The sequence below is a fragment of the Solirubrobacter deserti genome (assembly GCF_027587175.1).
GTDB lineage: Bacteria > Actinomycetota > Thermoleophilia > Solirubrobacterales > Solirubrobacteraceae > Solirubrobacter > Solirubrobacter deserti.
In genome coordinates this window covers 36,287-44,474 of record NZ_JAPCID010000058.1, presented here as the reverse complement: position 1 = coordinate 44,474, position 8,188 = coordinate 36,287, and the positions used below count along the sequence as shown (strand labels likewise).

Here is an 8,188-nt window from a genome sequence, read left to right as displayed (position 1 = left end):
CCGGCCGCCGACGCTGCGGCCCCCGCCGGCAACGCCACGGCGCCCGCCGCCGAGGACTCCGCGCCCGCCGGTGGCGCCGCCGCCACGGGCCCGGCCGCCGACGCCTCCGCCTCCGCGCCCGCGGAGACCGAGAGCGCGACCGCCCCGGGCGGCGACCAGCTCGCCTCCGCCGTCGCCGACGCCGCGGGCTCCACCCCGGCCGGCGACGCCGCGCCCACGGCCGAGACGACCGCCGACACCGGCACCGCCGCCTCGGCTCCCGCCGGCCAGGGCGCGCCGCAGGGCGCCCCGCGCGGCGACCGTCCCCCGCGTCAGGGCGGCCAGGGCCAGGGCCGTGGCGATCGCCCCGAGCGCCCGCGCCGTCGCCGCCTGACGGCCGCCGAGCGCCACCGCCGCACGTTCTTCGCCAAGCTCACCGAGCTGCGCAAGGCCGAGCAGGCCGCGCTGGAGGCCGGGCTGGAGCCGCCGTCGGACGAGCCGGAGCCCGCCGAGGGCGAGACGGCGCCGGTCGCCGAGGGCGAGGAGCAGCCGGTCGCCGAGGGCGGCGAGGAGCAGGCCGCTCCGCAGCAGCAGCAGGCGCCGCAGGCGCCCGCGACGTCGCCGACCCGCTCCGCGCGGGCGCAGGCGCGCCTCGCGGCCGCGATCGAGCGCGTCGGCGGCCCCGAGGCCGTGCTTGAGGCCCTGCAGCCCAAGCGCCGCGACGACGGCGAGACGATGAAGTGGTCCTCGGTGTGCGCCGAGCAGGCCCAGGGCGTCAAGCCCGGCGACCCGACGTTCACCGCCTGGGTGCGCCTCGCCGCGACCCCGGTCCGTGACGTGAAGGCGATCGTCAACCCGCGTCCCGCGTTCGATCGCGGCGGCCGTGGCCGCGGCGGTGGCGGCGGCCAGGGTGGCCGCGGCGGCGGTCGCGGTCAGGGCGGCGGCGGCTACGGCGGCGGCCGTGGCGGCGGCTACGGTGGCGGCCGCGGCGGTCGCGATCGCGGCGGCTACGGCGGCGCGGGCCGCGGTGACATCGAGCAGCACGGCCGCGACGGTGGCTTCAGCTCGCGCGTCCGCATCATCGGCCTGGAAGCGCTCCAGGACGCCGTGTCCAACAACGCGCCGGCCGAGTCCGAGGACGCCGGCAACGGCAACGGCGCCGAGAGCGGCGCCGCCGAGAAGCAGAACTCGTAAGTCGCGGCGCGCGCGGCCCGGCGACGGGCCGCGCGCCGTGCGAACCGCGAGTTCGTGGGGCTCAGCCCGACGAAGTCGCGGTTCGCGTCCACCGCGCCATCCGCCCGCGCGCCGGACCCGTACACCTGGCATATGCGAGTGACCATCACCGGCGCGAGCGGGCTCATCGGGTCCAAGCTCGCCGAGGCCCTCAAGCAGCGCGGCGACGAGGTCATCCCCGTGTCGCTGCGGACCCCCGGCCCGATCGAGCTCGGCGACGTCGTCGTGCACCTCGCGGGTGAGAACGTCGCCCAGCGCTGGACGGACGAAGCCCGGCAGCGCATCGAGCAGTCGCGCGTGGAAGGCACGCGGCGCGTGGTCACCGCGATCAACGAGGCCGGCCCGAAGCCGCGCGCGTTGATCAGCTCCAGCGCCGTCGGCTACTACGGCAAGCACGGCGACGAGCGCCTCGACGAGAGTCAACCGCCCGGCGACGACTTCCTGGCCAAGGTGTGCGTCGCGTGGGAGCACGAGGCCCAGCAGGCGGACACGCGCGTCGTGCGCGTGCGCACGGGCGTCGTGCTCGACCAGTCGGCCGGCGCGCTCGCGAAGATGATTACCCCGTTCAAGCTCGGCGTCGGTGGCCCGGTCGCGAGCGGCAAGCAGTACATGCCGTGGATCCACCTCGACGACGTGGTCGGCATCTACCTGGCCGCGATCGACGACGAGCGCTGGACCGGCCCGGTCAACGCCACCGCCCCCGAGCCCGTCACGAACAAGGAGTTCAGCCGCGCACTGGGCCGTGCGCTGCACCGCCCCGCGATCGCTCCGATCCCCGCGTTCGCGATCCGCACCCTCTACGGTGACATGGCGGAGATCGTGACCGAGGGCCAGCGCGCCGTTCCCAGGCGCACGTTGGAGCTCGGCTATCGCTTCCGTTACACCGATCTGGACGAGGCGCTCAAGAAGGCGACATCAGCCTCGGCCTAACGGCATGATTGAAGAAGAATGGGTCTGACGCCGGAACTGGATCAGCTCGGTGGAGTGTTGACGCACGCCGCCGCACGCCAACGCACACGCGAGGAGCGGCGCCGCCGCATCACGGGCGGCATCGCCGCCGGCCTGCTCGTGTTCGCGGCCATGACCCCCTCGCAGCTCGAGCGCGCCGACCAGCCGATCCTGCGGCTCGCGATGGGCTCGAGCGCCCACGCCGCGGAGCTGTGTGACCAGCCCCGCGGCCCGAGCTTCGACGCGGACGACAACTGCGCGGACATCCCCGCGCCGCAGGCCGTCCGCTAAGCGGCGACCTTCTTCTGCCGGCCGAACGGGCCGAGCACCTTCCACTTCGACTCCGGCTTGGCCGGGACGATCAGCCAGATGATCGCGCCGACGGCCGACAGGATCAGGCCGGTCGCCAGGCCCGGGCGATCGCCGTAGCCCTTGCGCTCCGACAGGTACGAAGCGGCGATGGTGGACGCCAGCCAGAGGTACATCCAGAACAGGTTCCAGGCACCGTCGGTGAGTCCAGCGATGAGGAGGGTCATGTTCCGAGGTACGCCTTCTGCACGTCGGGGTTGGTCCGCAGCGTGTCGGAGTTGTCCGTCATCGCCACCTTGCCGGTCTCCAGCACGTAGGCGCGCTTGGAGACGTCGAGCGCGAAGTTCGCATTCTGCTCGACCAGCAGGATCGTCATGCCCTGCTGGTTGATCTCCGCGATCGTCTCGTAGATGCGCTCGGTGAGCACGGGCGAGATGCCCATCGACGGCTCGTCGAGCAGCAGCACCTTCGGGTCGGCCATCAGCGCGCGCCCGATGGCGAGCATCTGCTGCTCGCCGCCGGACATCGTGCCCGCCTTCTGGGCCTGACGCTCGTCCAGGCGCGGGAACAGCTCGAACACCCGCTGCAGATCCGTCTGGATCTGCGACGAGTCCCGGCGCAGGTAGGCGCCGAGCTCGAGGTTCTCGCGGACCGTCATGCGCTGGAAGCACTTGCGGCCCTCGGGCGACTGGGCGATGCCCTTGCCCGTGATCTCCTGGGCGGGGAGATGCGTGATCTCCTCGCCGTCGAGCGTGATCGTGCCCGTGCGGGCGGGCGTGAGGCCCGAGATCGAGCGCAGCGTCGTGGACTTGCCGGCGCCGTTGGAGCCGATCAGCGTCACGCACTCGCCCTGTTCCACGGTCAACGAGATGCCCTTGAGCGCCTGGATGTTGCCGTAGTAGGTGTGGATGTCTTCGACCTTGAGGAAGCTCATCCCTTGTTCCTCTCTCCCGTCTCGGCCGCCGCCTTGCCCAGATAGGCCTCGATGACCTTCGGGTTGGCACGGACCTCGGCGGGCAGGCCCTCGGCGATCTTCTCGCCGTGGTCGAGCACCGTCAGGCGCTCGGACACGCCCATGACGACCTTCATGTCGTGCTCGATGAGCAGGATCGTCATCCCCCGGTCGTCGCGCAGCTTGTGCATGAGGTCGGTCAGCGCCGCGGACTCCTGCGGGTTCATGCCGGCCGTCGGCTCGTCGAGCAGCAGGATCTTCGGATCCGACGCCAGCGCGCGAGCGATCTCCACGCGGCGCTGGTCGCCGTAGGAGAGGTTGGTGGCCAGCCAGTCGTTGTGGCGCTCGCGGATGCCCACGTACTGGAGCTCGGCGCGCGCCTTGTCCCGCGCCTCACGCTCCTCGCGGATGACCCGCGGGGTCCGGATGATCGAGCCGAACAGCCCCGCCTTCATGCGCGAGTGCTCGCCGATCATCACGTTCTCGGTCGCCGTCATGGTCGAGAACAGGCGGATGTTCTGGAACGTCCGCGCCATCCCGGCCTTCATGACGATGTCCGGACGCGCGCCGGTGATGTTGCGGTCACCGAACGCGATCGTGCCGAACGTCGGGCGGTAGAAGCCTGTGAGGATGTTGAAGAACGTCGTCTTGCCCGCGCCGTTGGGACCGATGATCGAGACGATCGAGCGCTCCGGGAGGCTGAACGAGACGTCGCTGACGGCGGTCAGGCCGCCGAACTGCTTGGTGATGTTGGCCGCGTCGAGGACCGCCGGATTGGCGAGCGACGGCGCCGGCGTCGAACTTTGCGTCGCGCTCATGACCGTGCCGTGTAGAGGGTTTCGTCCGTCGTCTCGGCGTGCTCGGTGAGCTCCATCTGGTGCCTTCGCTCCGGGAGCAGGCCCTGCGGGCGCAGGATCATCATCAGCAACAGCAGGAAGCCGTAGATCGCGAACGTGATCTGCGTCATGTCGAACTCCAGCCCGACGTTGGACGGGAGGTCGTTGATGACGTCTGGGATCAGCCAGTTGTTGAGGATCGACAGCACGATCGCGCCGATCACGACGCCCCAGATCGAGCCGAGGCCGCCGAGAATGACCATGGCCAGGACCAGGATCGAGAACGAGAACTGGAACTGGTCGGCGTTGACCGTGTTCAGCAGCGACGCCAGGTAGGCGCCGGACAGCCCGCCGAACGCGGCACCCGCGCCGTAGGCCATCAGCTTGGTCTTGACCGCCGGGACGCCCATCGCCACCGCGGCGATCTCGTCCTCACGCAGCGCCACCCAGGCTCGGCCCATGCGCGAATCTCGCAACCGGAAGTTCACGAACAGCACGAGCACGACCAGGAACAATGCGAAGTAGAACCATGGTTTCTTGTCCAAGACCGTGAACGGGTCCAGGAACGGCAGGTCGATGCGGTCGACCGGCGAGATGCCCTGGCGGCCGGCGGTCACCGGGGTGCCGCCGAGGATCGTCGTCCCGTCCAGGTTGACCGCGAGGCGGCCGATGATCTCGCCGAACGCCAGCGTCACGATGGCGATGTAGTCGCCGCGCAGACGCAGGGTGGGCAGGCCGATGATCATGCCCGCGATCGTGGTCAGGATGACCGCGATGACCAGCACGATCAGGAAGTTGAAGTGGATGCCCGGCAGGTTGACGGTGTTGCCGCCGACCAGCAGGTGGATGCCCTGCTCGTTGTTGACGTAGGCGAAGTGCCCGGACGCGAACCAGCCGACCGCGAAGGCGCCGAAGGCGAAGAACGCCACGTAGCCGAGGTCCAGCAGGCCGGCGAAGCCGACGATGATGTTCAGGCCCAGCGCCATCACCACGTAGGCGAGCGCGACGGCCATCTGCTGCATGAGGGCCGCGTTCTCCCCGATGGAGGGGATCAGCGGCAGGACGATGGCGATCAACAGGACGATCGCCGGAATCAGGATCTTCTCCGCCCAACCGGGCAGCTCGAAGCCCTTCTTCTGCTCAGGCGGCGTCTGCTGCGCCTCGGAAGCCGCGACGCTCATCCCGCATCCCTCGTCTGCTCGCCGAGGAGACCCGACGGCTTGAACACCATGATCAGGACCAGATAGCCGAACACGATCGCCGGCGTCCACTCCGTGCCGATGCGGTTGTCCGACATCTGCTGGATGAAGCCGATGATCAGGCCGCCGAGCACGGCGCCCCGGAGGTTGCCGATGCCGCCCATGACGGCCGCGGTGAACGCGATCAGACCGCCCGTGAAGCCCTGGAAGAACCAGATCGTGGTCTGGTACATGGCGTAGATCAGGCCGGCCGCGCCGGCCAGCATGCCGCCGAGCAGGAACGTCAGCGAGATCGTCGTGTCGACGTTGATGCCCATGAGGCGCGCGGCCTCCGGGTCCTGCGCCGTCGCGCGCATGGCCTTGCCCAGGCGCGAGCGGTTGATGAAGCTCGTCATCACGATCAGCAGCGGGATCGTCACGACCACCGACAGCACGTCGGCGTTCTCGATCGTGACGCCGAAGACCGTGAACAGCGTGTTCTGCGCGTTCAGGAGGTCCGGCACACCCTGTTGGTTGCCGCCCTTCCAGAGCAGGCCGACGTTCTGCAGGATGAAGGACATGCCGACCGCGGTGATCAGCGGCGCCAGCTTGGGCGCGCTGCGTAGCGGTCTATACGCCACTCGTTCGATCAGCACGTTGAGCGTTCCCGAGCCGATCATGGCCAGGAGCAGCGCAGCGAGCAGACCGAAGAAGACGGGGACCGCGGCCGAGTCGACCGTGAGGCCGAGCGTCACGATGAGCGACGCGGAGATGAACGAGCCGATCATGAAGATCTCGCCGTGGGCGAAGTTGATCAGCTCGACGATGCCGTAGACGAGCGTATAGCCGATGGCCACCAGCGCCCAGATGGCGCCGTTGGAGAGGCCCGCGACCAGATTCTCGCCCAGGCGCACGAGATTGCCTTCGTCGGTCAGGTCCTGGATGGCGAACCAGACCGGCATGATGAGCAGGACGGCGGTAAGCCCGTACGTGCCGATCAGCTGCTTTACGCGCTGAGAGGCAGGCGGGCCCGCAGGGATGCTGGCGGCTTCCATTGATGAGTCTGTAGGTGTGGGTTGAGGTCCGACCGGGACAAAGGCGACCGGCCGGGAGCGGAAAAGTTCCGCTCCCGGCCGAGCATACGCCTATGTGGGGCGGTGGCCTATGGCCACTTGGGTGCTTAGCCCGCCTGCGCCTTGATCGTCTGGTCGAACGTCAGCTCGCCGTCCTTGACGCTGTAGGCGCCGTAGTCGGTGAGCGTCGTGTCGCCGTTCTCGTCGATCGAGTAGGTACCGAGCACCGAAGCGCGATCCTTGGTCTCGAAGATGGCCTTCTTGATGTCGGCCTTCTCGCCGGTGCCGGAGCGCTCGATGGCGTCGAGGGCCAGCTTCATGGCCTCGTAGCCGTAGATCGCGTACGGGTCCGGGTTGTCCACGCCGTACTTCTCCGTGAACTGCTTGAAGAACTCCTGGCCCTCCGGCGGGTACTGGTCCGGGGACAGCGTGGCGACGGTGACCTTGACCTGCGGGTTCAGCGAAGCCGGGATGCCGCCGTCCTTCTCGGAGACGAAGCCGGTCTCGGCGACGCCGTCCGGGCCGTACAGGCCGGCGTCGGAGCCGAGGGCGGCCGCGAAGTCCTTGAACTGCTGGACCGCGTTGTTGGCGGTGATGCCCGAGTAGACGAAGCAGTCAGCGCCGGCCGCCTTGGCCTTCTGGGCCAAGGAGCGGTAGTTGGACGCGTTCTTGTCGATCGCGTCGTTGCTCGTCAGCTCGAGGCCCTGCTCCTTGGCGGACAGCTCGATGACGCGAGCCAGGCCGGCGCCGTAGACCTCCTTGTCGTTGGTCATGGCGACCTTGGTGCAGCCGTCCGTCTTCATCAGCGTGACGAGGGCCGCAGCCTGGATCGTGTCCTTCGGGACGATGCGCGCGAACGTGCGGTCACCCGTCGGGTAGTACTTGTCCGGCTCGCCCGGCTCGGAGCCCGGGTCGTTCGTGGTCAGACCCACGTACGTGTTGGCCGGGGAGATCTGCGGGACGCCCGCCTCCGAAAGAATCGGGATCGACACCTTCGAGGCGCCCGAGTTGAACGCGCCGATGTAGACGGCGGTCGCCTCGTCCTGAGCGGCCTTGAGCGCGTTGGCGGACTCCGCCTCCGGCGTCCAAGAACCGGCCTGGGCCGTCGAGTCGTCCAGCGACTCGTACTTGACCCTGTGCGGGCCGGCCTTGCCACCGGCCTGCTCGAGCGCCAGCTTGGCGCCGTTGACGAGGGCCTCCGTCTGGACGCGCGAAGCGCCCTGGAGCGGCAGCGACGAGTAGATCGTCAGGTCCTTGCCCTCAGCCGTCTGCTCGTTGCCTTCGCCGCCAGGCGTCGGCTCCTCTTCATCCCCACACGCTGCTACGCCGAGCGCAAGCGCGGCGAGCAGGCAGCTCGTCGCTGCCATGTACTTAGAACGCAAAGAACCCCTCCTCATGAGGCTCGTATTCGGGCGGCGATTCTACGCATGCCCCGATCAGGCGTGCAACAGCGTAGACCGCAACCCAGCGGAACGTGCGGTCCCGGGAGGGGCTTAGCGCGATTACAACGCGCGCTTAATCGTTGCCGCGCGGGAGGTACTTGACGACGATCGCGAACGTCGCCGCCAGCAGCGGAAACGCCATCGCGATGAGGAACGCGTCGAACGACTTCATCAGGCTCGCGCCCCAGAGCACGACCCAGAGCACCAGACCAGCGATGAGAGCAAGGAAGATCCCCAT

The 8,188-nt window shown here is 69.1% G+C and carries 9 protein-coding genes and 1 pseudogene; 3 read left to right on the top strand and 7 right to left on the bottom strand.

Annotated elements, in window-relative coordinates:
- The 3 genes and pseudogenes from OJ962_RS28720 to OJ962_RS28710 form a co-directional block, all read left to right on the top strand.
- Positions 1 to 1,173, top strand: a pseudogene (locus tag OJ962_RS28720) (hypothetical protein); the annotation flags it as partial.
- Positions 1,174 to 1,305: 132 nt separating this feature from the next.
- Complete coding sequence (locus OJ962_RS28715) at positions 1,306 to 2,142, top strand: TIGR01777 family oxidoreductase (protein ID WP_202954298.1); 837 nt, start codon at positions 1,306 to 1,308, stop codon at positions 2,140 to 2,142.
- 18 nt (positions 2,143 to 2,160) lie between these two features.
- The gene (locus tag OJ962_RS28710; protein WP_202953927.1) at positions 2,161 to 2,451 is read left to right on the top strand and encodes a hypothetical protein; all 291 of its coding nucleotides are present in this window, start codon (positions 2,161 to 2,163) and stop codon (positions 2,449 to 2,451) included.
- On the opposite strand, the gene OJ962_RS28705 is transcribed toward OJ962_RS28710, so the two are convergent.
- The 7 genes from OJ962_RS28705 to OJ962_RS28675 all read right to left on the bottom strand — a co-directional run bounded on the left by OJ962_RS28705 (position 2,448) and on the right by OJ962_RS28675 (position 8,188).
- Positions 2,448 to 2,696, bottom strand: coding sequence for a hypothetical protein (locus OJ962_RS28705; RefSeq protein WP_202953926.1), 249 nt, complete (start codon positions 2,694 to 2,696; stop codon positions 2,448 to 2,450). The genes OJ962_RS28710 and OJ962_RS28705 overlap by 4 nt on opposite strands.
- On the bottom strand, positions 2,693 to 3,403 hold the full coding sequence (locus OJ962_RS28700; RefSeq protein ID WP_202953925.1) for an ABC transporter ATP-binding protein: 711 nt from the start codon (positions 3,401 to 3,403) through the stop codon (positions 2,693 to 2,695). Before OJ962_RS28700 ends, OJ962_RS28705 begins: the two co-directional genes overlap by 4 nt.
- Complete coding sequence (locus tag OJ962_RS28695; protein ID WP_202953924.1) at positions 3,400 to 4,239, bottom strand: ABC transporter ATP-binding protein; 840 nt, start codon at positions 4,237 to 4,239, stop codon at positions 3,400 to 3,402. Before OJ962_RS28695 ends, OJ962_RS28700 begins: the two co-directional genes overlap by 4 nt.
- Complete coding sequence (locus OJ962_RS28690) at positions 4,236 to 5,438, bottom strand: branched-chain amino acid ABC transporter permease (RefSeq protein ID WP_202953923.1); 1,203 nt, start codon at positions 5,436 to 5,438, stop codon at positions 4,236 to 4,238. Before OJ962_RS28690 ends, OJ962_RS28695 begins: the two co-directional genes overlap by 4 nt.
- Complete coding sequence (locus tag OJ962_RS28685) at positions 5,435 to 6,490, bottom strand: branched-chain amino acid ABC transporter permease (protein WP_202953922.1); 1,056 nt, start codon at positions 6,488 to 6,490, stop codon at positions 5,435 to 5,437. Before OJ962_RS28685 ends, OJ962_RS28690 begins: the two co-directional genes overlap by 4 nt.
- A gap of 125 nt (positions 6,491 to 6,615) precedes the next feature.
- Positions 6,616 to 7,875 (bottom strand): branched-chain amino acid ABC transporter substrate-binding protein, encoded by a 1,260-nt coding sequence (locus OJ962_RS28680; protein WP_202953921.1) that lies wholly within the window; start codon positions 7,873 to 7,875, stop codon positions 6,616 to 6,618.
- A 148-nt stretch (positions 7,876 to 8,023) separates the two neighbouring features.
- The gene (locus OJ962_RS28675) at positions 8,024 to 8,188 is read right to left on the bottom strand and encodes a hypothetical protein (protein ID WP_202953920.1); all 165 of its coding nucleotides are present in this window, start codon (positions 8,186 to 8,188) and stop codon (positions 8,024 to 8,026) included.

What these genes read in the sequence shown, in the direction of transcription:
- OJ962_RS28675 (WP_202953920.1), bottom strand. Translation starts at nt 8,188, where the DNA reads ATGGGGATCTTCCTTGCTCTCATCGCTGGTCTGGTGCTCTGGGTCGTG.
- OJ962_RS28685 (WP_202953922.1), bottom strand. Translation starts at nt 6,490, where the DNA reads ATGGAAGCCGCCAGCATCCCTGCGGGCCCGCCTGCCTCTCAGCGCGTA.
- OJ962_RS28680 (WP_202953921.1), bottom strand. Translation starts at nt 7,875, where the DNA reads ATGGCAGCGACGAGCTGCCTGCTCGCCGCGCTTGCGCTCGGCGTAGCA.
- OJ962_RS28715 (WP_202954298.1), top strand. Translation starts at nt 1,306, where the DNA reads ATGCGAGTGACCATCACCGGCGCGAGCGGGCTCATCGGGTCCAAGCTC.
- OJ962_RS28700 (WP_202953925.1), bottom strand. Translation starts at nt 3,403, where the DNA reads ATGAGCTTCCTCAAGGTCGAAGACATCCACACCTACTACGGCAACATC.
- OJ962_RS28695 (WP_202953924.1), bottom strand. Translation starts at nt 4,239, where the DNA reads ATGAGCGCGACGCAAAGTTCGACGCCGGCGCCGTCGCTCGCCAATCCG.
- OJ962_RS28705 (WP_202953926.1), bottom strand. Translation starts at nt 2,696, where the DNA reads ATGACCCTCCTCATCGCTGGACTCACCGACGGTGCCTGGAACCTGTTC.
- OJ962_RS28690 (WP_202953923.1), bottom strand. Translation starts at nt 5,438, where the DNA reads ATGAGCGTCGCGGCTTCCGAGGCGCAGCAGACGCCGCCTGAGCAGAAG.
- OJ962_RS28710 (WP_202953927.1), top strand. Translation starts at nt 2,161, where the DNA reads ATGGGTCTGACGCCGGAACTGGATCAGCTCGGTGGAGTGTTGACGCAC.